This is a genomic window from Streptomyces sp. NPDC058470 (assembly GCF_042721055.1).
GTDB lineage: Bacteria > Actinomycetota > Actinomycetes > Streptomycetales > Streptomycetaceae > Streptomyces.
Map to the genome: position 1 here is coordinate 1 of NZ_JBHXMF010000021.1, position 25832 is coordinate 25832.

Sequence of the window (25832 nt, forward strand, 5' to 3'; positions counted from 1 at the left end):
GTTCCTCCGCACCCCGCCACTCACACCGCCACCGCTACGAAACGGTCGCCGGGCTGCCCGCGGCGGGCAGCGCCGGAAGCGCGGACGTCGCGCCGCCCAGGAGCCCGGTGACCAGGCCGAGCACCGGCGACAGCAAGCCGGTGACCGCGCCGAGCACCGCGCCCAGGTCGAGCGAGGTCAGCGCCTTGACCAGGCTGTCGATCGCCGCCTGGAGCTGGGCCACCAGATCGGAGACCGGGTCGGCTGCGGCCACCCCGGCCCGATCCGTCGTGCTCGAAGTGACGCCGGCCCGATCCGTCGTGTTCGAGGTGATACCGGCTCGGTCCGTCGTGTTCGAGGTGATACCGGCCCGCTCCTTCAGCCGCTGCTGGAGTGAGGCGTTCGCCGTCTCCACCGCTGTCGCGAGACCGGCCGCCTCGACCGCGTCGAGAGGGCCGGCGGGCCGTGCGGTGAGGGTGGACAGCACGTCCAGCAGAGGGTCGAGCAGGTCGTCGTGGTGGTTCACCCTGTCCAGTACGTCAAGCCGTTCCAGTACTGCGTCCGCCTCGGCGGAGGACCATGCCGCGGCGGCACCGCCCGGAGCCGTCCGGGACACGTCGACAGCGGCAGCGGCGGTGCCGAGCGGACCGAAGACCAGAGCGGCGCAGACCAGAGGTGACAGGAGGAGTCCGCGGGAAACAAGGGCACGCATGCACAGTCCTTTCGAGAGCTGCAGTTCCTGGGGCCACCGTGGGAACCACCGCTCCTTCCCGCAACCGATCACGTATCCGCCATTCGGCCCCAGTGCTTCGCCGACAAGGCGCTGACCAGCATCTTCCGCCCGCATGATGCGGCTGCCGATACCTCGACGGCATTCGGCTGTCAGGGGACTGACGCATCGACAGGTGGATCGTTCAGTCGACGAACAGCCCTCGCGCCGCCGCCCGTGCGTCGAACTCCTCCAGGCGGACCTGAGCGTCCGGCAGACCGTCGCACATCACCTCCAGGAGGACCTGGCCCAGCAGCATGGGAGCGCTCACCGTGTCGAAGACCAGGCCGGTGCCCACCGCGGCCGGGAGGAGCAGGTCGCTGTGCGCGGCCACCGGGGCGAACGTGCCGTCGGCGATCGTCACCACGGTCAGTCCGGTGGCCCGGGCGTGGCCGAGCGCGTCCAGGAGCTCGCGCGGATGACGCGGCAGCGCGAAGCACAGGAGTGCGCTCGCCCCGGCGTGCCGGGCGGTGTCGATGCGGTCGGCGAGCAAGGACCCGCCTTCGTCGAGCAGTCGTACGTCGGGATGCACCTTCGCGGCGAAGTAGGCGAAGCCGCGAGCCTGGGCGGCGGAGGCGCGCAGCCCGAGTACCGGCAGCGGGCGCGAGGCGGCGAGCAGCCGGCCCGCGCGTTCCACCGGCCCGGAGTCGGCGAGCAGGGAGGCCAGCTGCCGCAGGTTGTCGATCTCGGCCTGTACCGCCTGCTGGTACTGGTTGCTCGGCCGCGCGTCCACGGCGACAGCGGCGGGTGCGACCTCCCGCAGATGTCGGCGCAGTGCCGGGTATCCGTCGAAGCCGAGGGCGACCGCGAAGCGGGTCACCGACGGCTGGCTCACCCCGGCCAGTTGGGCCAGCTCCACGCTCGACAGGAAGGGCACGGCCGCCGCCTGCCGGACCAGGCAGTGCGCGATGCGGCGCTGCGTGGGGGTGAGCCGACGCCCCTCGAAGAGCTGGTGCAGCCGGGTGGAGGCGCCGGGTGTGCCGGCCTCGTCGACATCGCTCTCGCTCATCTCGATCCCCCAGCCGGTCGCACGCAACTCCTCGTCAGCCGGTCGCACGCATCACCTCGTTCCTGCCTGGCTCTCGGTCCCGCCCGGTGGGACTCACGGCCGGGCGGGCGGTGGCCGGGTGGTCGGACCCACGGCCGGTACCGCCCGCTCCGGGCCGGCCTGCCCCAGGAACGGTCCGGGGACCACCTCGGTCAGCTGACGAGGCCGACCTGAGTCAGCCACTCCTTGGCCACGGTGCTGGCGTCCTCCTTGTCGTTGACGAGCTTCTTCATCATCTCCAGCAGGTCCTCGGTGGTGAGCTTGGCCGAGACTCCGTTGAGCGCCGCCTTGGCGGTGTCGTTGACCGCGGACTTGTAGACCAGGGGCGTGATGTTCTGCGAGGAGAACAGGTTCTTCGGGTCCTCAAGCACCACCAGCTTGTCCTCGACGATGGCGGGATCGGTGGTGTAGAGGTTGGCGGCCTGGACCGTGTTCTTCTTCAGCAGGTCGAGCAGGGTGCTCTGGGCACCCGCGTCCAGCGGCTGGAACTTCCCGAACTCCACGCCGTAGATCGTCTTCAGACCGACCGCACCCTGCGTACGGGTCTTGAACTCGGAGCCGGCGCCGATGGTCATGTCGCCCGCGACAGGCTTGAGGTCGGCGAGCGTCTTGAGGTTGTACTTCTCGGCAGTCTCGGAGGTGACCGTGACCGAGTCCTTGTCCTCGGCCGCGGCGGAGTCGAGTATCTCCACCGACGAGGGGAGTTTCGCCTTCAGCTGGGTGTTGATATCCGCGGTGCTGGTCGCGGTGCTCTCCTTGTCGACCGCGACGGCGAGCAGCGCGCCGTTGTACTCGGGGAAGACACTGATGCCGCCCTTGACGATCTGGTCGTAGTAGACCTCTCGGGCCCCGATGTCGAACTTACGGGTCACCTTCAGGTCCTTGGCCTCCAGGGCCTGGGCGTAGATCTCGGCGAGCAGCTGGTTCTCCGGGAAGTTCGCCGAGCCGACGACCAGGGCCTTGCTGTCGCTGTCGCCACTGCTCCCCGTCAGCGGGTTCTCGTCGCTGTCGCTGCCGCCGCAGGCGCTCAGGGACAGCGCGGCGATCAGGCCGAACGCAGCGCCACGGATCATGCTTCTCATGGGTTTTTCCTCTCTCAAGAGCCCTGGAGCTCAGAAACTCATGACTTTGCTGCCGGGCCCTGAAGTCCCGGCGAGACGATGACGCGCCGCAGCGCGGTGAAGAGAACCTGGACGAGGAGAGCCAGCACGACGACGACGGTGGAGCCGCCGATGACCAGTTCGTAGTCGTTGCGGGCGAGCCCGTCGACGATGAAGCGGCCCAGGCCTCCAAGGCCGGGATAGGCGGCGATGGTCGCGGTGGCCACGACCTGGATCGCGGCGACCCGCAGCCCGAGCAGGATCAGCGGCAGCGCCATCGGCACCTCCACCCGCACCAGTACCTCCCACTCGGTCATGCCGACCCCGCGTGCGGCATCCCGGGTGTCGGCGTCCACACCGCGGACGCCTTCGAAGGTGTTGATGAGGATCGGCGGGACCGCCAGCGCGACCAGGGCGACCAGGACGGGCGTGGTGCTGAGTCCGGCGAGCGTGACGACGAGGACCACCAGGCCGAAGGTGGGGATCGCCCGCGCCAGGTTCGCGACACTGGCGACGGCGAAGGCCCCACGGCCGGTGTGTCCGACCAGGAGCCCGAAGGTGAGCCCGATCAGGGTGGCGAACAGCAGCGAGATGCCGCTGTAGGTGAGGTGTTCCAGGAGACGCTGGGGGATTCCGTCGTCGCCGTGCCACTGCTGCGAGGACGTCAACCAGTCGCCGACCAGCTGGAGTTGGTTCACCAGGTCGTTCATGCCGCCGCCCCCTTGCCCCGGGCCCAGGGTGTGAGCAGCCGCTGCGCGAGGACCAGCACCGCGTCGGTGACGAGTGCGAGCAGCATGATCAGGACGATCGCGGTGATGATCGGGGTCGGGAAGTCGAGCTGCAGGCCCCGGGTGATGTAGAAGCCGAGACCGCCCTGCCCGATCAACTGCCCCACGGCGACGAGGCTGATGGACGAGACGGCGGCGACGCGTACACCGGCCACGACGACCGGTACGGCGATCGGCAGTTCGACCTGGACGACACGGCGCACCGTGCTGAATCCCATCGCGGTGGCCGCCTGCCTGACCGGTTCGGGAACCGAGGCGAGTCCGTCCACGACGTTGGGCACGAGGACCGACAGTGTGTAGAGCGTCAGCGGGATCATCACCGTGCGTTCGGTGAGCCCCGTATACCGGACGAAGATCATGAACATGGCCAGCGACGGGATCGCGTACACCACGTTGGTCACGGTCAGAACCGCTGGATACAGCCATCGCCAGCGATGACAGAGGATGCCGAGCGGCACCGAGATGATCAGGCCGAACAGCACCGGCAGCAGGCCCAGTTGCAGATGGACACCGGTGTAGTGGGCCAGTTCGTCGACATGATCTCCGATCCAGTCCCACCGGACCAGGGGCTCCCCCTCACTCATCGTTCACCCCCGGCCGTCTTCGCCACGGCGGCCTCTCCCGCGGCCGACTGGCCCCCGGCCTCGCCCCCGGCCATCGCCGCGGACAGCTCGTAGGCGTCCGCGACGCCGATGACCGCGCCCTGTCCGTCCACGCCCACCGCGAGCCGGGAGGGCGACAGGAGCGCCGCGTCGAGGGCGGCCCGCGCCGAGTCGCCGACAAGGCTGAACGTGTGGCCGAGCGGTGTCAAAGGTGCGTCCGCGAGCGTGCCGCCCTCCGGCAGCTCGGCGACCGCGGTCCAGCCGAGCGGTCGCCGGTCACCGTCGACGACGAGCACCCACGGGTCGGTGGCCGCCCGGGCCACCGCCACGGAAGAGGTCGCCGGCAGCACCGGACCGTCGCGCAGTGGCAGATCGGCCGCCTTGACGAAGGACAGTCGGCGGATACCGCGGTCCTGGCCCACGAAGTCGGCCACGAACTCGTCGGCGGGATGGGCGAGAAGACGCTCGGGGGTGTCGAACTGCGCGAGTTTGCCGCCGGTTCGGAACACCGCGATGTTGTCGCCGAGCTTGATCGCCTCGTCGATGTCATGGGTGACGAACACGATCGTCTTGTGGAGCTCCTTCTGCAGCCGGATGAACTCCGCCTGGAGCTCTCCCCGCACGATCGGGTCGACCGCGCTGAACGGCTCGTCCATCAGGAGGACCGGCGGGTCGGCACCCAGCGCCCTGGCGACCCCGACGCGCTGCTGCTGTCCGCCGGAGAGCTGGTACGGGTAGCGCTTGGCCATCTCGCCCGGCAGTCCCACCAGTTCAAGCAGTTCCGCAGCCCGGGCACGCGCCTTCTTCCGGCTCCAGCCGAGCAGCAGCGGCACCGTGGCTATGTTGTCGAGGATGGTGCGGTGCGGGAACAGCCCGGCGTGCTGGATCACGTAACCGATGCCGCGGCGCAACTCCGGGGCGTTGACCTCCCGGATGTCCTGGCCCCGCAGGCTCACCGTGCCGGCCGTCGGCTCCACCATGCGGTTGACCATGCGCAGGGTCGTGGTCTTGCCGCAGCCTGAAGGACCCACCAGAACCGTGATGCCGCCCTCTTCCAGTTCCAGGGACAGCTCGTCCACGGCTGTCGTGCCGTTTGGATAGTTTTTGCTTACCGCGTCGAACCTGATCAAGGCTGCCCCTTACCCCGACTGCATATGGTCATGCAGAGTTGCCCGTGACTGAATGGCAGTCAATGCTCTTTCGTAAACGGCGCGTTACGTTCCTGCGAAGGCGAGATCGGAGCTCGCGAAATGTGCCGATTGATGACTCCATATGCCTTTCCATGTAAACCACATCCACCCCGACAGTTGTCGTCGACGGTCACGTCTCGGCCACACCGCCCCCGTCGCGCCGTCCCCCACCAGCCATCCCCCAGGCAGGGAGCCACCCCATGGAACCGGTCCGGTTCACTTTCCTGAACGGCTCGGACATCGAGCAGCTGGAGCTGTCCGACACCGAGGTGCTCGACGCCGTCGAGCAGGGGCTACGCGCCCAGGGCCGCGGAGAGACGGTCATCGAACCGCGCGTCCACCTCACGCCCGATCCCGCGTTCAACGGCCACTTCAACGTCCTGCGCGGTTATGTCGCCCCGCTCGGGCTGGCCGGAGTCAAGATCGTAGGTGACTATGTCGACAACTACAAGGCCGGGCTGCCCTCCGAGATGGCGTTGCTCAACCTCTTCGACCCGCGCACCGGTATGCCGGTGGCCATCCTCGACGCCACCGCCATCACGGAGATGCGCACCGGCGCCCTCACCGCGCTGGGAGCACGCCATCTGGCCCGCCCGGACTCCAAGGTGCTCGGTCACATCGGCGCCCGCGCCACCTCGTACTGGAATGTCCGCCTGCTGGACCGGATCTTCGACCTCACCGAGATACGTGTCCACTCGCGCCGTCCCGAGAGCCGCAAGGCCTTCGCCGAGCGGCTGGAGCGCGACCTCGGCAAGCCCGTCATCGTGACCGAGGACTGGCGGACCTGTGTCGAAGGCGCGGACATCGTGGTGGAGGCCTCCAGGCTGGAGCGCCCGGAGCCGCTGCTGAAGACCGAATGGATCACCCCCGGGACCCTGGTCGTGCCGTACGGAACGATGAGCGCGGTCGAACTCTCCCTCACCGACGTCATGGACAAGATCGTCGTCGACGACTGGGGCCAGTGCCGGTCCGGGCCGTTCGGTGCGCTGCGCGCCCACGTCGCGTCCGGCAGGCTCAGCGAGGAGACCCTGCACGGCGAGCTGTGCGAGATCATCGTCGGTGACAAGCCCGGCCGTGAACGCGCGGACGAGACAACGCTCTTCTGGCATCGCGGGCTCTCCCTATCCGACATCGCGCTGGGCGCTGCGATGCTGGCGAAGGCCGAGGAGCGCGGCCTCGGCCAGAAGCTGCGGTTCTCATGACGGGCGCGCGTTCCGGTGACGCGATCACAGCCGGCAAGGGGAGCCTCTCCGGTGATGCGATCGCATCCGACAGGCGGAGCCTCTCCAGTGACTCGGTCGCCGTCGACGGGCGGACACTCTCCGACGGCTCGGCCGGCGCCGGCGAGCGGGCATCCTCCGTCGTCGTCGACGGGCGGACGCTTTCCTACGACGACGTCGTCGCCGTCGCCCACCACGGCGCCCAAGTCACCCTGGCCGCCGACGTGTTCCCCCGGCTGGTCCGCGACCGCGCCGTCGTGGACGATGTCGTCGACCGCCAGGTGCCGACGTACGGCCTGACGACGGGGCTGGGCAACCGGTCGTCGTACGCCCTGCCGCGCGACGAACTCACAGAGTTCAGCGTCCGTACGGTCCGGGGCCGAGCCAACGGGATCGGCGATCCGCTGCCCGTCCCTGTCGTACGCGCCGCCCTGCTCGCCCGCGTGAACGGGATCGCGGGCGGCGGCAGCGGAGTCCGGCCGGAGATCCTGAGCCTGCTCGTCGCCCTGCTCAACTCGCGTGTGCATCCGGTGATACCCGAGGTCGGGTCGATCGGCGCGTCCGACCTGTGTCAGATGGCCCATGTCGGTCTGGTCGTGATGGGCGAGGGCCGTGCCGAGTTCGACGGTGAGGTGCTCGACGGCGCCGCGGCGCTGCGACGGGCCGGTCTCGCCCCGGCCGAACTGGGTCCGAAGGACGGCCATGTGCTGTGCAGCGCAAGCCCGTTGGCGGCGGGAAACGGCGCCCTCGCCCTCCACGAGACGGCCGCCGTCCTCACGTTGGCCCAGGCGGTCACCGCGCTGACCTTCGAGGGTTTCCGCGCCAACACCAGCCCGCTGGACGCCCGCGTGCTGGAATTGCGTCCGGCACCGGGACAGTCGCGGGCGGCGCGTGAGCTGCTCGCCCTGCTGGACGGCGGCGAGTTGGGCGATCCCCGGAGCGCGCGGCGGGTCCAGGATCCCGTCAGCCTGCGCTGCGCGGCCCAGGTGCACGGCGCTCTGTACGCCGCACTGGACTTCGCCGTCGCCGCGCTGGAACCGGAGCTCAACGGCTGCGGTGACAACCCGGTGGTGCTGGCCGACACCGGAGAGATCCTCTCATCCGGCAACTTCCACACCCCCGCCCTGGCCCTCGCCTTCGACACCCTCGCGCTGGCCCTGACGCAGACCGCGGCGATCTCCGCAGAACGCATGCGGCGGCTGCTCAACCCGACCGTCAGCGGACTGCCCGCGAACCTCACGTCGTACGGCCCGGAGCGCTCGGGTTTCGCCCCGCTGTCCAAGACGGCACAGGCGCTCGTCGCCGAGATCCGCATGCTGTCCGCACCGGTGTCCACCGACCCCCGGCACGGCGCGGACGCCGTCGAGGACGACTCGACCAACGCGGCGCTCGGGGCAAGGCGGTTGACGACGATGCTCGTCCGGCTGCGTCAACTGCTCGCCGTGGAGGCCCTGGTGGCCACCCAGGCGGTGGACCTGGCCGCACTGACCACCCTCGGACAGGGGCCGGGGCTCCTGCACCGCGCGGTCCGTAACGTCGTCCCCCCGCTGGACGACGACCGGCCCTGTGGAGTGGACGTGGAACGCGTGAGCAGCGACGTGCTGGGGTCCGCCGATGTCCGAAGCGCCCTGCGCGCTATGGCAGGGGGAGCGTCGTGACCAATATCGACGTGCACCAGCATCTGTGGAGCAGCTCGTTCGTGGCGGCACTGCGGGCGCGCGACAGGCCGCCGTTCCTCGACGGATGGACGCTGTACGTCGAGGGCGAGCCGCCCTACGAGGTCTCCCCCGCCGACCATGACGTGGCCCGGCGTACGGAAGTCGCCGCCGCCGACGGCCTGGGCCTGGCACTCGTCTCGCTGTCCGCCCCGCTCGGGGTGGAGTGGCTGCCCGCCGAGGAGGCACGGCCTCTGCTCGACGCCTACCACGAGGACGCGGCCGGGTTGCCCGAACCGTTCGGTGCCTGGGCCGCCGCCTGCGTCCGGGACATCGACGCCGACGCGACGGCCGCCGTACTCGACCGGGGGTTCGCCGGGCTGCAGCTGCCGGCGAACGCCCTTGCCGACGCGGCCGGTTATGCGCGGTGTGCCCCGCTGCTCGACCTGGTCGAAGCGCGCGGCCTCCCGCTGTTCGTCCACCCGGGGCCCGCGTCCGGCGAGTCCTCGGCGCCGGGCTGGTGGCCCGCGCTGGTCCCCTACGTCCAGCAGATGCACGCCGCCTGGTTCGCCTTCCGGGCCTTCGGCCGGCCTCGCCATCCGCGGCTTCGGGTGTGCTTCGCGCTGCTGGCCGGGCTCGCCCCGCTGCACGGGGAGCGCCTCGCGGCCCGGGGCGGTGGCCGGGACGGGGTGGATCCGGGCGTGTTCGTGGAGACGTCCTCGTACGGTCCGCGCGCTGTCGACGCGATCGTCCGTGCCCTTGGTGCCGAAGCCGTCGTCCAGGGCACGGACCGGCCCTACGCGGAGCCGCCGCAACTCACCGGCTTCGGACTGGGCGCAGGCGCGGAGCACGCCTTCCGGGTCGCCAATCCGTGGCGCCTGCTCACCGGAAAGGAGTGACCGAGCCCAGATCGAGGCCCGCCTCCCGGGCCTTGCGGACGGCCTCCTCGTATCCGGCGTCGGCGTAGCGGGCCACGCCCAGGGCGGGGTCGGTCCAGAACATCCGGCGGATCTTGCGTTCCGCGAGGTCGGTGCCGTCCGCGACCAGGGTGAGGCCGGTGTGGATGCTCCGGCCCACCCCGACGCCGCCCCCGTTGCCGACGGACACCCAGGTCGCGCCCTGCCCGGCGTTGAGCAGCGCGGCAAGGACGGGCCGGTCGGCGATCGCGTAGCTGCCGTCGAGCATCCCCTCGGTCTCCCGGGACGGCGAGGCGACGGCGGCGGGGGACGGACGAGCCGGTGAGGTCGGCGACCGCCGCTCCGTAGTCCGGTGCGATGCGGTCGACCCAGCCCGCGCCCAGCCCGCGCCGAGTCTGCGCCGCGCGCGTTCGTGCTCGGCCTCGACGATCAGGCCCCGGCTCCCCCGGTTCGCGATGCGAGAGACCCTGTGCGCCGCCCGTGCCGCCGAGCCCGGCCGTGACCACCCGCCGTCCGGCGAGCGAGCCGCCGAAGTGGCGGCGGGTGATGGCCGCGAAGATCTCGTGGGTGAAGCCAGGAACGCCCTGGGTACCGATGTGGAACCAGGACGCGGCCGTCATCTGCGCGTACATGGTGAGCCCGGCGTTCTCCGGGCGGCGGAACTCCGCCGCGTCCGACCGGGCGGGCACCACCATCGCGGACGCGATCAGCAACGCGCGGCGCGTCGGTTCCGCCTGGCAGGAGGGGTTGCCGGTGGGGGCCCGCGCCGCGCTCGCCGGTTCGGGGCCGACGAGTCGTTCGCGTTCCCGGGATCGGGCGTCCGCGGATGGACCACGACGCCGGCGCCATCATCGTCCACGTCTGCTCGTCGCCCATCCGGGCCATCGGCCACTGCGACATCATCGACGGCGAACTCCCTCGCCACACCGGGCGACCCCGACGAGCGTTCGCCCGCGAGCCCTCGCCTGCTCGACGCGCTCAATGCGATCGCCCCGTGACTGCGACCACAGGCTGATGGGCCCGCCCCCTTTCCGGAGCGAGCCCATCAAGTCCGGTTCTGTGCCCGGGGATCCCCTACGGCTGTGGAGGCCTGAGGCCGTTGCTCGTGACGCTCTGGTTGATCACGAACTGTGAGCCGGGTTCGATGAGGATGTTCCCGTCGCGCGAGTTGGTGATGGTGACGTTGCTGAGAGTGGCACTGCCGCGGGCGCCGCCCATGGCGAGGATGCCGGATCCGTTGTTGGACTTGTCGATGGTGACGTTGGTGATCTGAGCGGTCACCGTGCCGCCGCCGGTCTTGAACTGGATGCCGTCGTACGTCGAGTCACGGATGTCGGTGTCACGGATGACGACCCCTGGGATGTTCACCCCTTGGGCGAACAGGGTGATGGCTCCGAACTCCTGATCCTCGTTCCAGAACGCACCGCCCGTGCGGTACAGCCCGTTGTTGGCGATGAGCGTCTGCCCGGAGAAGGGCAACGGATCGTGGTCGGTCGCCAGCATGATGCCCGGGTAGTTCATGGTGTCGTAGATCAGGTTGTTCTCGATGGTGTTGCCGTAGCCGCCGTAGACGGCGATGCCGTTGGCCCGCCACGGCAGTTGGACCGTGTTGTTGCGGAAGTGGTTGTCGTGGCCGATGTCGACCGCCTGGTCCTTGACGTACTTGCTGGCCCACACGGCGAGGGCGTCGTCACCGGTGTTGCGGAACGAGGAGTTCTCCACCGTCGAATTGCGCGTTCCGTTGGCAAAGTTGATGCCGTCGGCGTACGTGTTGCGGACCCGCATCCCGGTGAACTCCAGCCGGTCGCCCGGCCCCCAGAGCTCGGGGATGTTGCTGTAGTCGCGGCCCACCCACACCCCGACGTTGGCGTGCTCGATCCACACGTTGGTGATCTTCGTGTCCTGGCCGAACCGGCCGTTGAGGCCGACCCCGCCCTCGGCGTTGCCGTCGCCGCCCCGGATGGTGCCCGAGCCGAAGATGGCGATGTCCGAGATCTTGGTGTTGTCGTCGATGTCGAACCCGAAGTTGCCCTCGTGCGGATGGTTGATGCCGCCCGCCGATTGGGGCGGGGTGAGTGTGTAGAGCTGCGAGTGCCACATGCCGGCACCGCGGATGGTGACGTCGCTGATGCCGACCTGGTTGTACTCACCGCGGTTGAGCGGGTCGTCGGTGAGGATCTTCTGCTCCTGGCGCCACTGGCCCGCCGGGATCCACACGCAGTCGATCTGGCCGTTCTGGTCGGCGGTCACGGCACGCTGGATGGCGTCCGTGTCATCGATGCCGTCGTTCGGCACCGCACCGTACTGCGTGATCGAGACGCAGCCGGCCGGCTGGGAGACGGGCGGGGCCACCTGCTCCAGGTCGATCAGGTCGACGATGTAGAAGGACGCGGTGTCGCCCGCGTCGCGCTGCAGCCGGAAGGTGGTGCCCGCCGGGTAGGTCTGTGTGAGCAGCGCGTTCGACTCGTCGAAGAGTCGGCGAGCGTCGGTCCCCGGGGTGTTGGTGAGCCCCTCGGGTGAGTCGGTGTTGCCGTACAGCCAGCTGTATTTGGAGCTGAGGTTGATCTTCCGTACGAAGGTGCCGTTCGCGTAGAGACTCAGGGTGGCGTCGGTGCCCCCGCCGCCCGCCGCGTCCGGGATGGAGTTGCGTACGACGATCGAGTTGGCCGGGCTGGTCGAGGTGAACTGGACGTACTGTCCGGTGGAGTTGAGACGCACCGAGGCACGACCCGACGACTCGGTGGCGAAGTTGGTGTGACCGAAGGTCCGCAGCTGATCAGTCGTCAGAAGGGTGCCCTGGTACGTCCCGTCCTCCGCCTCGTACTCGATGTAGGGCACCGCTGCTCCGCGGCCGACCACGATCGAGCGGGAGAAGATGTTGTTGTTCTCGTTGGTCTCGGTGACGGTGTTCGTGGCGTCGGCGGTCGCGGTGAGCACGCTCGCACCGCTCGTGGCGGTCCACGTCCCGCTGATGGTGACGTTGGCGGTGGCACCCGCTGCGATCGCACCCGTCGTGCCGTTGAGTGTGGTGCCGCCCACCTGGAGGCGTGCCACGGAGCCCGCGGGCGTGGGCGAGATGCCCCGGTTGTGCACCGCGACGGTGAAGGACACGGACGCGCCGGCCGCGGGGCTGGCCGGGTTGGTCGTGATGCCGGTGACCTCAAGGTCGGGTCCGGGACTCTGGGTGACGGTCAGCTTGTTCGCCGCGGTACGGCTGTTGTTGGTGCTGTCCAGCTCGGGCACGGTGTCCGTCGGATCGACCACGGCGGAGACCGTGTAGGTCCCGGTGGCCCGCTTGCCCACGGCCACGGAAACGGTCTGGGAGGCGCCCGCTGCGAGCGCGCCGACCGGGGCGCTGCCTGCGACGGTGCCCTCCAGGCTGACGTTCACCGTGGTGGCGGGGGCGGCGGCCGTACCGGAGTTGCGCACGGTCGCCTGGACCGTGACGGTGTCCGACTCGGTGGGTGCGGCCGGCGTCCAGGTCAGGTCGGTGACGACGAGGTCGGGGTTCGGGGCCGCGGCGCCGATGACCTCGAACTCCGCGACCTGCGCGCCGTATCCGCTCGAATTGCTCGTGAACCTCAACTGCACGTCCGCGTAACGGCCGCTGACCGGGATCGTGACCGAGTTGGCGTTGGTGGCGGGGTTGAAGGTGTAGTCGGCGGCGGCCTTGACCGAGGTGAATCCACTCGCGGACTGCTCGCGTCCCAGGACCTGGATGTTCTGTGTCCTGGTCGCCCAGGCCGCGTTCGGGTTGAGCTTCACGGTGATTCCGCTGAGGTCCGCGTTGGCGCCCAGTTTGGTGGTCAGCGTCGCGGGCTGGCCGTTGGACTCCCAGTAGGTGCCCACCTGCCCGTCGTTGGCGTTGGTCGCCACGAACGACTGGACCGTCGAGGAAGCCTCGATCGGCTTGTTGAGGGAGAGGTTGGTCCCGTCGACGGGCGGCTCCTCGGGTTCGCCCCCGCCGTCGGTGCCGTAGACCTCGACCTCGGACAACTGGGCAGCGTTCCAGCCGGTGTTGGCGCTCACCTGCACGCGGACATGACGCACGCTGCGGGCGGTGAAGTCCAGAGTGACCGTGTTGGCTCCGGCCGGGTCGAAGCGACGCGCGGCCGAACCGGCCAGGGACGTGAAGGTGGAGCCGTCGGTGCTGCCCTCGACGGAGAGGGTCTCAGTCCTGGCCTCCCAGGTGGTGGGCAGTTTCAGGACGACCTGGTTGGCCTCGACGGTGCCGCCGAGATCGACGCGTATCCACTGCGGGAACGACCCGGCCGGGCCCTCCCAGTAACTCTGCTGGCTGCCGTCGGTGACGTTCGTGGCGGGATAGCCGCTGAGGGACCCGCTGGTCGTGGCGCTCTTGCCGAGCGCCAGGTTGGGTCCGCGGACCGCCGCCGGTGCGGCCGTGGCGGTGCTGGGTTGGAGACCGACGGTGACCAGGCCGGCCAGAAGCAGGCCGATGGTCGTCCGTAGGCCGAAGCGCTTCCGTCTCATGGCGTCCTCGTTCCATGGCAGGGGGACGACGGGGGAGCGTGCTGAGAGATGCAGAGGGGCCGGCCGGGGGCCGGGAAGTCAACGGTGAAGCGCGAAGGTACGCGAGGTGGCAGGGGCGGACCAGGGCCCGTCTGCCGAGGATTGCCGATAGGCAGTCGTTAATTTGCGTGATTCGATCGGCTCTTTGCTCTCGCATGACAGATTTCTGGCTACGGTTCCGTTTGTCAATGGCATGCGCACGACGTGTCGTCGTGTGGTGAGCCGGTGCTGGGGAGAAGGCTGGGACGGTGGGCCGTCAGCCGGGTGTCGCGCGTGCCGGTCGCATGGCGTAGCCCGGCGGGTGGGGGGAGTTGGGGGTCCGGGAGCATCGCGGCGGTCACGGACCGGCGCGGCGTCGGCCGGGTCCCGAGGCGCCAGGTCCCTCAGCACACAGCGGTGTTCGAAGACGGGCGGGTCACCTCGGAGGACTGAGGAGCGGACCGCGTGGTCGGTCGACCCACCAGGGGCATCTCACCGGCGCGTCCGCGAGGCGAACAAGGCAGTGCCGCGGACGCGCGACCGGAGCCGGCCCCGGCGACGGGCGTGAGGTGCTGAGGTGCTGAGGTCCGACGCTTTGTCAGGCGAGCGACAGGCCGTAGGCGTTCAGCACTTCTTGGATCGGCTGGTAGTAGGTGGTCCCTCCCGTGGTGCAGTTCCCCGAGCCGCCGGACAGGATGCCGATGACCTTGTCGCCCGAGAAGAGTGGCCCGCCGCTGTCTCCCGGTTCGGCGCAGATGTTGGTCTTGATCAGTCCGGAGACGATGTCTCCGTTCCCGTAGTTGACGGTCGCGTTCAACCCGGTGACCACGCCGCATCGGACAGCCGTGGTGGCGCCCCGGCGGCAGACGCTCTGGCCGACGTAGGCAGGCGCGGTCCCGGAGATGTAGATGGTTCCGATGGTCCCGGGGTGTGGCACGGCGGGGTTGGAGTACCTCACGAGGCCGTAGTCGTCGCCGGGGAAGCTGGTGGCGGTGGTCGGGCCGACCAGGGTCGTCATGGCGGAGGTCGTGTACCAGGTGGGCAGGCCGGCGGTGCAGTGGCCTGCGGTGACGAAGTAGTAGGTGGAACCGCTTCTCACGTTGACGCCCGCCGAGCAGCGCCAACCGGAACTGTAGATGCCGTCGCCGCCCGAGAGGAGGGTGCGCAGCCGCCCGTCGAGGCGTTCGAGGGTCATGGCACCGGCGAAACGGCTGCCGACGCGGCGGAGTCCGGCCAGGTCCGCCTCGGCGACCGTGGAGTCGGCGAGAACCCGTAGTCTCCCGGCCTCGTCCACGGCCCACGTCGTCCCGGCGATACCCAGGGATTCGACGGCCGAGGTCACGCCGGACACCGCGGCGGTGGAGGGTGCGGCGCCGGCCGTGGGCGCCGCGGACGCGTGAGGGCCGGACACCGCGAGCGCGGCGGCGACGAGCAGGCTCAACCCCGAGGCAATCAGCCGGGAACGCCTGATGGTGGTACGGCGTGCTCTCATCACCGAATCTCCCGAGGACGGTCCGTCAGGTTCGCCACGCGCGGCTGGACACCGGGCGTGCCGTGCTTCCGTGCCGTGCTTCCGTGCCGCGCTGCTGTCGTGCCTTGATGCTGTCGTGCGCACCGACGACGTACGTGCTGCTGTGCGTGCACACCAACGAGAGGTGCCCCGCCGAAGGGGGCGGGGGACAAGTCGTGGAGCGCGGGCAGCAGTTGGTCGACGAGATCCAGTGGCAGCCGATCAACGCCTCATTGTCCCCGGCCGTGCCAGTCACCGGTAGGCCAACTCCGGCCGCAAAGCCGGAGTTGGCCCACTGGGAGTCGAGAGCGGTCTCGGTTGCCCGCACAGAACCGTTCACAGGACCCGGAACGACTCAGCCACTCACCGGTGTCCAGCGGATCTGCGTGCCGCACAGGGTCACCACGAGTGCCGCGGCCGCGACCACGCCAAGACCCCACACCAGGCTGCTGGAGTTCGCCACGAAACCGATGAACGGCGGGCCGGCCAGCAGGCCCGTCGTGCCCATGGCGGCGACGAGCGCCAGCGCGTCCGAGCCCTGTTTGGCGGCGGCCACGTAGACGCACGGGGTCACGGCCGCGCATCCCAGTCCGACACAGGCGAACCCGACGAGGGCCGGCACCACTCCCCCGCTCACCAGAGCGAAGGCCAGGCCGGCGGCGGCCAGCGCGCTGCCGAGGACGACGACACGTCCGTCGCCCCAGCGGCTGCGCCAGCCGTCGGCGAAGAGGCGGGCCACCACCATCATTCCCGCCACCACGGCGATGCCCAGGGGCGCGAGTTCCGCCGACGCCTTGGCCACGTCCTTCATGTAGAGGGCGGACCAGTCGTTCATGGAGCCCTCCGTGACGGTGCCGAACGCCATGGCGAGGCACATCCACAGCGTCATACGGGACGGAAGCGTCCAACGGCTACGGCTCTTCTCCTCCTCCTTGTCCTTGTCCTCGGCACGCGCGTCCTCGGCGAGGAGACCGGGCCGCGCGCCGGCGGCCAGCAGGACGAGGACCACGGCCGCCACGCCGAAGTGCGTCGCGACCGACGAGGTCGCCGCGTTCATACCGGACGCGAGGAGTGCCGCGAGCAGCGAGCCGGCACTGAAGGTCGCGTGCAGCCGGGCCATGGTGTTGCGTTCGTACCGCGCCTCAAGCGCTGCTCCCTGCGCGTTCATGGCGACGTTCAGGCATCCCACAAGGACGCCGTCGGCACACATGACCAGCAGGGCGACCGGATAGTTCGGCGCCGCGGCCAGCGCCAGGAGCAGGAGGGTCAGGCCGAGGGTCGACAGAAGCGCGAGTCGCGCCGAACCCAGCCGCTTCATGAGCACCGGGACCAGGGGGAACGACGCCACAGCGCCGATCCCCGCCGCCATCAGCAGCACCCCCACCTCGGCCGCGGTCAGATCGAGATCCGCCTTGATGGCGGGGATCCGTGCGGCCCAGGTGGCGTACTGGAAACCGAGCGAACAGAACAGCGCGGCGATCGCCAGCTGGGCACGGAGAAAGGGGTTGTGGGCACGGACGGAGGGTTCATGGACACGGGACACGGACATCAGCTCGCTTCGTCGGGGCGGAGGGGCCGCGCGGCACCACGCCGGTCGGCTCAGGCTGTGCACCCAGGTCGGTCGGCACCGCCTTGGACATGTAGACGGCGTTCGTGCCGTAACCGCCGGGAGAGATCCCCGGGTGAGCGGTGAACCCGCGCGCCGACCAGAAGCTGTCGCTGTGGCCGACGGCGATCAGCGAGATCCGCTCGTCCCCACGCCGCCGGGCGGTCAACGCGAGGTGGTGGAGAAGGCGCTGGGCCAGTCCCCTGCCGCGTAACTCCTCCGTGATAACGATGTCATGCAGGTGCAGATTGCCCGAGGCGGGCCCCGGGCGCGGTGGGACCACCGTTTCCTCGGCCCGTTCCAGACCCGGGTACCGGAAGGCCGGATAGGGCATGGCCAACAGGTAGCCGGCCGGCCCGGACCCGACGTCCAGGACGAAGCACGTACTCGGTGAGACGCCCGCCCTGGACCGAAGCGCGGCCCGCCCCTCCGACAGGCCGAGTCCGGTGTAGGCGCAGGACTCCATCGCCACGATGCCGTCCCAGTCGGCGTCCGTGATGGGGCGTATGTGTACGACGTCGCTCATGGGCGACCCGCGTTCGTCAGGGTGTACGGGAGCGGGGCGAAACCGTTGAAGCCCTCGGTCATGTAACTGATCGAGTAGGCACCGCTGGACAACACCCAGACCGGGTCCCCCGACATCAGGTCCTTGGGTACGTCGACCAGGCCGTGTTCATGGTGGTAGGCGTCGTCGCTGTCACAGGTGGGCCCCGCCACGACGGCGGGGACGCACTCGGCGTCGCGGTGCGTGGGGAACACGAGCCGGTACTGCAACGCGTCCATCTCATAGAGGCCGTTGAACTTGCCGGCGCTCAGATAGAGCCAGTACTGACGCTCACCGTCCGGTCCCCGCCGCTCGGACAGCCGGGCCACCTGGGCCCGGATGGCGCCATGGTCGGCGACCATGTAGCGGCCCGGCTCCATGACGAACTCCAAGTGGTCGCCGTGAACACCCCTGAGGTACCGCATCCCCTCGCGGATCACGGCGAAGATCTTGTCCATCGGCGGGTCGAGCGGCAGGCCGAACCGGTCGAGGTATCCGAGCGCCGGAAGACCGCCGCCGAGGTTGACATGGTCCAGCGTCATCCCACGGCTGCCCAGCTCGGTCAGGACGTCCGCCACGCATTCGACGGCGCTGTGCCAGGCGTCCGCCGTCATCTGCTGGGAACCGACGTGCACGGACAGGCCCGAAGGTGTCAGGCCCTGATCCCGCGCCGCCTCCAGCACCTGCACCGCGTCGGCGGGCGAGCAGCCGAACTTGTTGCTGAGGCCCCACAGCGCCCCTTCGCCGCTGGTCGACAGTCTGCAGAACACCCGGGCTCCCGGAGCATGGGCCGCGATCGCCGCCACGTCCTCCAGGCTGTCGGTCGCGAAGTCCCTGATGCCGAGACGGCAGGCGTCGGCGATGTCCCGGTCGGACTTGACGGTGTTGCCGTAGTGCATGCGGCCGACCGGCACCCCCGCCCGCAGCGCCTGTTCCAGTTCACGCGGGCTTGCCCCGTCTACTCCGGCGCCCTTGCGCGCCAGGCACGCGAGCACCTCGTCCACCGGACAGGCCTTCATGGCGAATCGGACGTGGACGCCGGGCAGTTCGCGTTGCAGCGTCTCGTACCGCTCCTCGATTCCGGCCAGGTCCAGGACGATCCGGTCCTCGTCGGCGGCGGTCAGAGCGGCGAGCAGAGGCGCGGACGGTTGCGTCATGGTCTCGGTCACCCCGGCCGCCCCGGTGACAGGTGTACGGGGGTGCGCCTGGCCACGCGCACCAGCGGGTCCCATGCCTCGACCAGGAGGGCGAAGTCCTCGATGTCGCTGCGCGCTTCGTCGAGGAGACGTTCGCGGCGCGTCGCCAGAAGGTCGGCGAACTCGGCGTAGATTCCGCCCAGTTTGCGGTAGGAGGTGTCCAGGATGTCCAGACGCTGGACGTTCTCGGTGCGGTCGAGCCCCGTGCTCTCGCTCGCCAACCGGGCGACGACGGACGCGCGTAGCTGTCCTTCGTCGTCGAGCAGCGCCGGGCCTGCCGCGGCCATCTGGTCGTAGATGGAGTTGAAGTAGAGCATCGACAGCAGGAACTTGACGTAGCGCAGCTGGTAGGCCATGAACCCGGCGTCGGTTCTTCGTTCGCCGGTGTAGAAGTTCTCGATGTTGCGGTTGTGCAGCACACCGGGCAACGCGGCGTCGTGGACCAGGTGGATCAGGAAGTAGTCGCTGCCGATCGTGTCGGTGGCGGGCGGCAGCGGCACGCGTTCGTGCACTCCGTGGAAGCTGACGTTGCACATGTCCACGCGCATGGGGTCCACGAGGGCGAGCGTCGAGTGGTCCTTGACGAACGGGTCCGTGCCCGCGCCGCGGAAGGAGTCGTCGACGAGTTCCTGCTTCATCTCACGGGACCAGTGCGCAGGTGCCCACAGGCTGACCATGTCGTAGTACACGTCGGGGTCGATCCGGAGTATGTCGCCGATGTCCACGGACAGTTCGCCCACGAAGGAGCTGCCGACCATCGCGACCCGCTTGTCCTCGTGCTGCGCTGCCAGCGTGGTCTCGGTGACATACGGCGCGACATCGGCCGCGCGTCTGCCGAGCGCCGTCAGCTCGTGATGAATGGGGAAGACGGTCTCGCCGTTCACGACCTGGTACCGGCTGTCGGAGTCCCTGCGGTGCACGGACTCGCAGCCGAGCGCGACGGCGATGAGGAACGCGCGGTTGGTGCAGGCGCCGTAGGAGAGGCCTTCGGGGAGCATCAGGTCCAGCAGGAGGTCGGGCTTCATGGTCCCGGCCCGGCCGATCACCCGCTGGAGGAAGTCCTGTTGCTCCGCCTCGTCGATGTGGTGGACGACGATCCGTTCATGGGCGGGGAGGCGGCGCACGGTCTCGGCGTGTTCCGCATAGGCGGGTGTGTCGCAGGAGTCGAGGATCAGCAGGTGCACCTCGGCGTCGAAGTACTCGGCGGCGTAGGCCGCTTCCTCAGCGATGGCCTCGATCGTCGCGGTGCACGGTCTGTTCGTGGGAAGGGTCAGGCATATTCGGCGCATGCTGCTTCTCCGACCGGCTCGTCCAGCTCCACACCGCTCCAGGACGCGAGGCCCAGCAACTTGGCGCCCAGTTCGTCGAGGTCGGCCCTGTCGTACCTCAAGGCTTCGTGCAGCCTGGAATCGCCGAGCAGTGTCGCGTTCCAGTCCGGTGTGCTGAGGTTGCGCCACGAGTCGACCCGTGAACGCCTGAGGGTCTGGTGGGTGTCCAGTGCCGGCATCATCGACAGGTACTGCGCCGCCCGTACGCCGTTCTGCGAGGTGTTGGGGGCCACGCCGTGTGCCAGCAGGCCGTTGAATATCAGCAGGTCGCCGGCCTTGAGTTCCGGGCGTAAGACGGGGAACTCGGCCCGGTCGATCCGGGGCCGGATCGGGTCACGGTCGTCCGGCTGGAGTGCCTTCCAGTGGTCCAACTGCCGGAAGAGCTCGGGAGAGCACTGGAAGCCGCCGAGTTCCGGCGTGATGTCGTTGAGCGCGATGATCCCCTGGACCCGCTGGGGCGGAATTCCGAGTGAGGTGTCGACATCCCAGTGCAGCTCGATGTCGAAACCCTCGTCCGTGCGGGGTATCAGGGCCCGGTCGCGGTTCTTGATGTTGGGCGGGTTCAGGTTGAGCCGGTCGAGCGTGACCCACAGCTCTTCGCAGTCCCATACGTCGACGAAGGCGTCGTAGACCCGCTGCGCCTGGCGGCTGTCCCAGAGGAGTTGGTGGTGGTACGCCTCGACGAACCCGTAGATGTGCAGGTCCCGGTCCAGGTCCGAGCGGTACTTGCGCTCCTCGTACCAGGTGTCCGGGCGCTCGGGGTCGAGCCCCTGGAAGTCCCAGGTGAAGTCGAGCAGGCTCCGGGCCGCCAGGGTGGGTATGGCCTGCTTCACGATGACGTAGCCATAGGTCTGCCATGAGGCGAAGTCCTCTTCGGACAACACCCTGAGCGGGACGGTCTTCTTCAGATCGCGCAGGGGGGTCTGCGCCAGATAGGTCTCGGCGTCCGCGCTGAAGTAGGGGACGGGAGAAGCAGCTCGATGGAGAAATCGGTCAGGCGTGGGCATGCAGTGCTCCAGACCTCGGTCTTCCCCGTCGACAGATGTGTCCACGAGGACGGAAACGCGGTCACCGATGACTTGCGGCACGTTCGCCACGTGGATCCGGACGTGCGACGGTCTGCGCACCTGCCGTCCGGACGCGCACCGGCGTTGTACGACGGAGCCGGACGCGGCGCACGTCGCACAACAGGGAAAAGGGATGGTCGGCCTGCAGGGTCACTGCATCAGGTGCCACACCAGCCCCTCTTCGAACTCGCGCCCCACCAATTTGGACTAGACCAACTCACCCTGTCAAACATGTATTTGAGTGCATGTCGCACTCAAAAGGCCTACATGGACGGCCGGTTGAAAGCGGGCGGAAGGTGGTCACCTCGTACACAGGAAGGCGGTCACCTCGGACAACAGCCCCAGAGCCATGCCGTGCGCGGACCCGGGGCCGCCTTGACACGAATGGTTAGCCTTGGGCCAAAGCTCATTGGTCTGTACCAAGTGCATGTCGTCATGTCGATGCGAGCATCGGCGGCACGGATGCGCGGACTCTTCCCGAAAGGCGAACGCACTCGATGGTCTCCAGCAAGCACAGCAAGGAGTTGCGGCGGCTGGCGCTCTCCGTCCTGCAACCGGGGTTCGTGGGTACCGAGGCACCGGCCTGGGTTCTGCGCGAGATCGGTGACGGACTGGCGTCCGTCGTCCTCTTCGCCCGCAACATCGTCTCGCTGGAGCAGATCGCCGAACTGACCGGGCAACTACGCGCGGAGAACCCCGCGTTGATCATCGCGATCGACGAGGAAGCCGGCGACGTCACCCGGATCGAGTCCGCGACCGGCTCCACCCGGCCGGGCAACTTCGCACTCGGAACCGTCGACGACATCGATCTGACCGAGTCCGTCGCCGCCGGTCTCGGCCGCCAACTGCGCGCCGCCGGAGTGAGCCTCGACTACGCGCCCAGCGCGGACGTCAACTCCAACCCGGACAACCCGATCATCGGAGTCAGATCCTTCGGCGTCGACCCGACGGTGGTGTCCCGGCACACCGCCGCGTGGATCCAGGGGCTCCAGTCGGCCGGGGTTGCCGCCTGCGCCAAGCACTTCCCCGGTCACGGCGATGTCGCCGTCGACTCCCACCACGGCCTGCCCACCTACGGTGCCACCCGCGACGAGATAGCCACCCAGGCCCTGCCTCCGTTCCGGGCCGCCCTGGACGCGGGTGTCCGCGCGGTGATGAGCGGGCACCTCCTGGTCCCCGCGTACGATCCCGACCTGCCCGCCACTCTCAGCCCGCGCATCCTGGACGGCCTGCTCCGCCGGGAGCTCGGATTCGAGGGCATGATCGTCACCGACGCCATCGAGATGGGCGCCGTCGCCGACCGCTACGGAATCGACGGCGCCACGGTACGAGCAGTCGTCGCCGGTGCCGACGCGATCTGCGTCGGCGGCGAGAACGCCGAGGAGGCCACAGTCGGCCTTCTCGCCGGTTCTCTCGTCGACGCCGTGGTCCGCGGCGATCTCAGCCATGACCGACTCGAGGAGGCGGCGGGACGCGTGCAGGAGTTCGCGGGCTGGTCGGCCGGCCTGACCCAGGCCGACACCGTCGACACGATCAGCAACGACATCGGCTTCGCGGCCGCCCGCCGCGCCATCCGGCTGGCCGGAGCGGTACAGGACGCCCTGCCCCTGTCCGCCGCACCACACGTGGTCGAGTTCGTGGCCACCACCAACCTGGCCATCGGCAAGGAAACCCCGTGGGGTGTCGCCGCCCCGCTGCTCGAACGGCTCCCCGGCACGACCATCGCCCGCGTGCGGCATCAGGATCTGCACTCGCAAAGCGCCGCCCTGGAGGCCTGCGCGCTGGAATCGGCCACGGGTCGCCCCTTGGTGGTCGTCGTCAGGGATGCCTCCCGGCACGAGTGGATGGCCCGCGCCCTCGCGGACCTCATCGCCGCGCGTCCCGACGCGATCGTCGTGGAGATGGGCCTGCCGGGCGCCGCGGTACCGGGAGCGCGGCAGATCTTCACCCACGGTGCCACCGCCGCCTCCGGGGTGGCCGCCGCGGAGGTACTGGTGGGGTCCCGCTGAGCCATGGGCCCCGGGTGCGCCGGTTGAAACCGGTCCCTATGTCGGAGCGGCTCCTCGCTGAACATTCTGTCCAGCCTGGAGCCGCTCCAGCTATGCAGATTGGGCAGTCTGCTCAGCATTCAGAGCAACTCTTGCACAGGCTGGCTTCAGGAGCTGTGCTGTCTGTCATCGCGGGCTGCGACTTCGGTGGGCCCGGGACGGTCCGCCTTTCCGCCTTCGCCTGAAGGAGAGCTCCGTCATGAGCATCGAGCAGACTCTCACCAGCCAGGAGCGCCTGGCCGAGCTGGACCTGACACAGCTTCAGCAGCTGGTCGGGCTGGTCGAGTACGACGAGAACAGCGACCCGTTCCCCGTGACGGGCTGGGACGCGGTGGAGTGGGTGGTGGGCAACGCCACGCAGGCCGCCCACTTCTACCAGTCGGCGTTCGGCATGGAGCTGATCGCCTACTCCGGCCCCGAGACCGGCAACCGTGACCACCAGGCGTACGTGCTGCGCAGCGGTGCCATCCGCTTCGTCCTCAAGGGAGCCGTGGCCCCGGGCAGCACCCTCGCCGACGTCCACCGCGAACACGGCGACGGGGTGAGCGACATCGCGCTCGAAGTACCGGACGTCGACCGCTGCGTCCGGCACGCGCGGGCCCAAGGGGCCACGGTCCTGGAGGAGCCGCACGACATCAGCGACGAGCACGGCACCGTACGCCGGGCCGCGCTCGCCGCGTACGGGACGACTCGGCACACGCTGATCGACCGGTCCCGCTACAACGGGCCCTACCTGCCGGGATATGTGACCCGCTCGTCCTCGTACGTGAAGCGGCCCGGTGCGCCGAGGCGGATCTTCCAGGCCCTCGACCACGTGGTGGGCAATGTCGAACTCGGCAGGATGGACGACTGGGTGGACTTCTACAACCGGGTCATGGGCTTCACGAACATGGCCGAGTTCATCGGGGACGACATCGCCACCGAGTACTCGGCGCTGATGAGCAAGGTGGTGGCGAGCGGCAACCACCGCGTGAAGTTCCCGCTCAACGAGCCGGCCGTGGCGAAGAAGAAGTCGCAGATCGACGAGTTCCTGGAGTTCTACCAAGGCCCCGGGGCGCAGCATCTGGCGCTGGCCACCAACGACATCATCGCCTCGGTCGACGCCCTGCGCGCCGAAGGCGTGGAGTTCCTCGCGACCCCCGACTCGTACTACGAGGACCCCGAGTTGCGCGCCCGGATCGGTGAAGTGCGGGTGCCGGTCGAGGAGTTGCAGCGGCGGGGCATCCTCGTCGACCGCGACGAGGACGGCTATCTGCTGCAGATCTTCACCAAGCCGATCGGCGACCGTCCCACCGTGTTCTTCGAACTCATCGAGCGGCACGGCTCGCTCGGCTTCGGCAAGGGCAACTTCCAGGCCCTGTTCGAGGCGATCGAGCGCGAGCAGGCCAGGCGCGGCAACTTCTGACCGGGAGCAGACCGTGACGGGCGCCGACCGAAGGATCCCGTCACCGACCCGGTCCGCCCACCACTCTTCAGACACCGGAAGCGACGCCCCATGACCTGGCTGGACCTGCCGACCGACGACCTCTTCGGGATCAGCAATCTGCCCTACGGAGTGTTCTCCCCGCGCGACGGCGCCCCGCGTGTGGGGATCCGTGTGGGCGCCCAGGTGCTGGATCTCGCGGCGGTGCTCGACGACCGGGTCTTCGCCCGGCCGTCGCTGAACGCGTTCATGTCGCAGGGCCGCGACCGCTGGACGCAGGTGCGGGCCCGGGTGACCGAACTGCTGACCGACGGCCGGTACAGGCAGGCCGTCACGCCACATCTGCACCAGCTCCAGGACGTGCGACTGGACCTGCCCTTCGAGGTCGCCGACTACGTCGACTTCTACGCCAGTGAGCACCACGCGACGAATCTGGGGCGTCTCTTCCGTCCCGGCAGCGACCCGCTCACCCCCAACTGGAAGCATCTGCCGATCGGCTACCACGGCCGGGCCGGCACCGTCGTCGTGTCGGGTACGCCCGTCACCCGGCCCAATGGACAGCGCAAGAGCCCCGAAGCCGCCTCGCCCGTCTTCGGGCCCTCCCAGCGGCTGGACATCGAGGCCGAGGTCGGTTTCGTCATCGGCACCGGCTCACGTCAAGGGGAGCCGGTGTCCGGGGCCGACTTCCACGACCGCGTCTTCGGGATCTGTCTGGTCAACGACTGGTCGGCGCGCGACCTCCAGGCCTGGGAGTACGTTCCCCTCGGACCGTTCCTGGGCAAGTCGTTCGCCACGTCGGTCTCCCCGTGGATCGTTCCGCTGGACGCCCTGGACGCCGCCTGGGCCACCCCGCCCCCTCGCGATCCCGAGCCGCTGCCGTATCTCGCCGACACCGGCAAGCAGGGACTGGACCTGGAACTGGCGGTCCGCCTCAACGGTTGCCTCATCTCCACGCCCCCGTTCGCCTCGATGTACTGGACCGGCGCACAGATGCTGGCTCATATGACGGTCAACGGGGCCTCCACCCGCACCGGTGACCTCTACGCGTCGGGCACCGTCAGCGGCCCCCGTGCCGACGAACGCGGTTCCCTCATCGAGCTCACCGAGGGTGGCGCCCGCCCCCTCACCCTGCCCGACGGTTCGGCCCGCACCTTCCTGGAGGACGGCGACGAGGTCACCGTCAGCGGCACCGCGCCCGGCACCACGGGGGGCCGTATCGGCCTGGGCGAAGTCACCGGCCGGATCCACAGCGCCGCAGTGTGACCCGGGGCAGGCGTACCATCCGGTCGGGAGCGTGCTCCGTATGGCATTGCCCCCATGACTGAATGCAATG

The 25832-nt window shown here is 69.3% G+C and carries 20 protein-coding genes and 1 pseudogene; 6 read left to right on the forward strand and 15 right to left on the reverse strand.

Annotation, left to right across the window (positions count from 1 at the left end):
* Nucleotides 1-34: 34 nt before the first annotated feature.
* From ACFWP7_RS17305 to ACFWP7_RS17330, 6 genes are all read right to left on the reverse strand, one after another.
* Nucleotides 35-691 (reverse strand): hypothetical protein, encoded by a 657-nt coding sequence (locus ACFWP7_RS17305; protein WP_384382308.1) that lies wholly within the window; start codon nucleotides 689-691, stop codon nucleotides 35-37.
* Between the two features lie 202 nt (nucleotides 692-893).
* Entirely contained in the window at nucleotides 894-1757 is an 864-nt protein-coding gene (locus ACFWP7_RS17310) for a MurR/RpiR family transcriptional regulator (RefSeq protein WP_384382477.1), read from the reverse strand.
* 191 nt (nucleotides 1758-1948) lie between these two features.
* Nucleotides 1949-2869, reverse strand: coding sequence for an ABC transporter substrate-binding protein (locus tag ACFWP7_RS17315; RefSeq protein WP_384382478.1), 921 nt, complete (start codon nucleotides 2867-2869; stop codon nucleotides 1949-1951).
* A 47-nt stretch (nucleotides 2870-2916) separates the two neighbouring features.
* Nucleotides 2917-3606 (reverse strand): ABC transporter permease, encoded by a 690-nt coding sequence (locus ACFWP7_RS17320; RefSeq protein ID WP_384382310.1) that lies wholly within the window; start codon nucleotides 3604-3606, stop codon nucleotides 2917-2919.
* The gene (locus tag ACFWP7_RS17325; RefSeq protein ID WP_384382312.1) at nucleotides 3603-4268 is read right to left on the reverse strand and encodes an ABC transporter permease; all 666 of its coding nucleotides are present in this window, start codon (nucleotides 4266-4268) and stop codon (nucleotides 3603-3605) included. The genes ACFWP7_RS17320 and ACFWP7_RS17325 overlap by 4 nt, the downstream gene beginning before the upstream one ends.
* On the reverse strand, nucleotides 4265-5416 hold the full coding sequence (locus tag ACFWP7_RS17330) for an ABC transporter ATP-binding protein (protein ID WP_384382314.1): 1152 nt from the start codon (nucleotides 5414-5416) through the stop codon (nucleotides 4265-4267). The genes ACFWP7_RS17325 and ACFWP7_RS17330 overlap by 4 nt, the downstream gene beginning before the upstream one ends.
* Nucleotides 5417-5676: 260 nt before the next feature.
* On the opposite strand from ACFWP7_RS17330, the gene ACFWP7_RS17335 reads away from it, so the two are divergent.
* Genes ACFWP7_RS17335 through ACFWP7_RS17345 form a run of 3 tightly spaced genes read left to right on the forward strand, consistent with a single transcriptional unit; the run spans nucleotide 5677 to nucleotide 9250 of the window.
* The gene (locus ACFWP7_RS17335) at nucleotides 5677-6678 is read left to right on the forward strand and encodes an ornithine cyclodeaminase family protein (RefSeq protein ID WP_384382316.1); all 1002 of its coding nucleotides are present in this window, start codon (nucleotides 5677-5679) and stop codon (nucleotides 6676-6678) included.
* Complete coding sequence (hutH, locus tag ACFWP7_RS17340; RefSeq protein WP_384382318.1) at nucleotides 6675-8354, forward strand: histidine ammonia-lyase; 1680 nt, start codon at nucleotides 6675-6677, stop codon at nucleotides 8352-8354. Before ACFWP7_RS17335 ends, hutH begins: the two co-directional genes overlap by 4 nt.
* A complete protein-coding gene (locus tag ACFWP7_RS17345; RefSeq protein WP_384382320.1) occupies nucleotides 8351-9250 on the forward strand; it encodes an amidohydrolase family protein in 900 nt (299 codons plus the stop codon). Before hutH ends, ACFWP7_RS17345 begins: the two co-directional genes overlap by 4 nt.
* On the opposite strand, the gene ACFWP7_RS17350 is transcribed toward ACFWP7_RS17345, so the two are convergent.
* The 9 genes and pseudogenes from ACFWP7_RS17350 to ACFWP7_RS17390 all read right to left on the reverse strand — a co-directional run bounded on the left by ACFWP7_RS17350 (nucleotide 9234) and on the right by ACFWP7_RS17390 (nucleotide 20968).
* Nucleotides 9234-9845 carry a hypothetical protein gene (locus tag ACFWP7_RS17350; protein ID WP_384382479.1) on the reverse strand — a complete coding sequence of 204 codons (612 nt, stop codon included), beginning with the start codon at nucleotides 9843-9845 and terminating at the stop codon, nucleotides 9234-9236. The two genes, ACFWP7_RS17345 and ACFWP7_RS17350, sit on opposite strands and share 17 nt — an antisense overlap.
* Nucleotides 9739-9981: pseudogene (locus ACFWP7_RS17355) on the reverse strand (urocanate hydratase); the annotation flags it as partial. The pseudogene ACFWP7_RS17355 and the gene ACFWP7_RS17350, both read right to left, overlap by 107 nt.
* 361 nt (nucleotides 9982-10342) lie before the next feature.
* Nucleotides 10343-13759 carry a CARDB domain-containing protein gene (locus tag ACFWP7_RS17360; RefSeq protein WP_384382322.1) on the reverse strand — a complete coding sequence of 1139 codons (3417 nt, stop codon included), beginning with the start codon at nucleotides 13757-13759 and terminating at the stop codon, nucleotides 10343-10345.
* 616 nt (nucleotides 13760-14375) lie between these two features.
* Nucleotides 14376-15269 (reverse strand): S1 family peptidase, encoded by an 894-nt coding sequence (locus ACFWP7_RS17365; RefSeq protein ID WP_384382324.1) that lies wholly within the window; start codon nucleotides 15267-15269, stop codon nucleotides 14376-14378.
* A 373-nt stretch (nucleotides 15270-15642) separates the two neighbouring features.
* Nucleotides 15643-16836 carry an MFS transporter gene (locus ACFWP7_RS17370; protein ID WP_384382326.1) on the reverse strand — a complete coding sequence of 398 codons (1194 nt, stop codon included), beginning with the start codon at nucleotides 16834-16836 and terminating at the stop codon, nucleotides 15643-15645.
* On the reverse strand, nucleotides 16814-17419 hold the full coding sequence (locus ACFWP7_RS17375; protein WP_384382328.1) for a GNAT family N-acetyltransferase: 606 nt from the start codon (nucleotides 17417-17419) through the stop codon (nucleotides 16814-16816). The genes ACFWP7_RS17370 and ACFWP7_RS17375 overlap by 23 nt, the downstream gene beginning before the upstream one ends.
* Nucleotides 17416-18594, reverse strand: a complete 1179-nt coding sequence (locus ACFWP7_RS17380) for a type III PLP-dependent enzyme (protein WP_384382330.1) — start codon at nucleotides 18592-18594, stop codon at nucleotides 17416-17418. Before ACFWP7_RS17380 ends, ACFWP7_RS17375 begins: the two co-directional genes overlap by 4 nt.
* A gap of 8 nt (nucleotides 18595-18602) precedes the next feature.
* Nucleotides 18603-19922, reverse strand: coding sequence for a DUF6271 family protein (locus tag ACFWP7_RS17385; RefSeq protein ID WP_384382332.1), 1320 nt, complete (start codon nucleotides 19920-19922; stop codon nucleotides 18603-18605).
* A complete protein-coding gene (locus ACFWP7_RS17390; protein WP_384382334.1) occupies nucleotides 19904-20968 on the reverse strand; it encodes a phytanoyl-CoA dioxygenase family protein in 1065 nt (354 codons plus the stop codon). The genes ACFWP7_RS17385 and ACFWP7_RS17390 overlap by 19 nt, the downstream gene beginning before the upstream one ends.
* A 557-nt stretch (nucleotides 20969-21525) precedes the next feature.
* Between ACFWP7_RS17390 and ACFWP7_RS17395 the strand changes: the two genes are divergently transcribed.
* The 3 genes from ACFWP7_RS17395 (at nucleotide 21526) to fahA (ending at nucleotide 25762) form a co-directional block, all read left to right on the forward strand.
* Nucleotides 21526-23037: a glycoside hydrolase family 3 N-terminal domain-containing protein gene (locus tag ACFWP7_RS17395; RefSeq protein ID WP_384382336.1), complete on the forward strand. Its 1512-nt coding sequence runs from the start codon at nucleotides 21526-21528 to the stop codon at nucleotides 23035-23037.
* A 238-nt stretch (nucleotides 23038-23275) separates the two neighbouring features.
* Entirely contained in the window at nucleotides 23276-24481 is a 1206-nt protein-coding gene (hppD, locus tag ACFWP7_RS17400; RefSeq protein WP_384382338.1) for a 4-hydroxyphenylpyruvate dioxygenase, read from the forward strand.
* A 90-nt stretch (nucleotides 24482-24571) separates the two neighbouring features.
* Nucleotides 24572-25762, forward strand: a complete 1191-nt coding sequence (fahA, locus tag ACFWP7_RS17405; protein ID WP_384382340.1) for a fumarylacetoacetase — start codon at nucleotides 24572-24574, stop codon at nucleotides 25760-25762.
* Nucleotides 25763-25832 lie beyond the last annotated feature (70 nt).